The 879-nt window shown below is 44.7% G+C and carries 2 protein-coding genes; both read left to right on the forward strand.

Annotated features, from left to right (window positions below; all coding sequences use genetic code 11):
• Positions 1–184 (forward strand): hypothetical protein (locus EAO33_RS08855; protein ID WP_120946416.1); only part of this gene is annotated, 184 nt, incomplete at its 5' end.
• 42 nt (positions 185–226) lie between these two features.
• Entirely contained in the window at positions 227–736 is a 510-nt protein-coding gene (locus EAO33_RS08860) for a phospholipase D-like domain-containing protein (protein WP_235853169.1), read from the forward strand.
• Positions 737–879 lie beyond the last annotated feature (143 nt).

Consider the following 879-nt stretch of genomic DNA (forward strand, 5'->3'; position numbering starts at 1 on the left):
AGAATCACAAGGCGCGTCTAAGTTAACCCCCCCTAAAGAACCCGCTAAAGAGCCCCAAGACACGCCCAAATTAAGCACTTCACAGAAGTATATCCAAGTGGGAAAACTCTATGAAAAACTAGAACGCCTAGATGAGGAACGCGCTAAAATTTTAGCCGAAATTAAAGAACTTAGAAGCCGATAGGAGGTATAATATGCCCTCTGCTATTTTTATGTCCTACTGACATTGTGCGCTCTAAGCGCGCAAAACGCCTACTTCCTTCCCCAACAAAATAAAGACGCAAAAGCCGCCATTTTAAACGCCATTGAGAACGCCAAAAGCACAATCGACATCGCTATGTATTCTTTTACAAACAAGGACATCGCTAAAGCTCTGCGCCAAGCTTCTAAGCGCGGTGTAGTGGTTCATCTCATCTTAGATTACAGCCAAAACGCCCAAAATGAGGAGAGTGTGATGAACTCACTTGCCAAGCTCTACCGCGTCAAAGTTTGCCTACTTTCTGGGCTAAAAGCGCGCGCCTACAACCGCTATCATAACCCCAATTATCTAGGACTCATGCACCACAAGATCATGATCATAGACAAAAACCTTTTCTTCACGGGCTCGCTCAATTACAGCGCCAATAGCTTTAGTAATAGTTACGAAAATCTGCTGATCATAGATGACCCGGGCGTGCTCACTCAAGCTAATGCGGCTTTCTCTGCAATGCTGGAAAAATGCCCGGGTTTATTGTAAAATACCCTGTTGTGCGCGCAACAAAAACACCAAAAGGACACACATGGATTTTTGCAAAGTTGGGCAACACGCCCTAGATTTATGGCTAGAGCTCTACAGCCAAAAAAGACCTCTGAATGGCACCCAAAGAGAAGTTTTGCAAT

The sequence above is a fragment of the Helicobacter labacensis genome (assembly GCF_003660285.1).
Lineage (GTDB): Bacteria > Campylobacterota > Campylobacteria > Campylobacterales > Helicobacteraceae > Helicobacter > Helicobacter labacensis.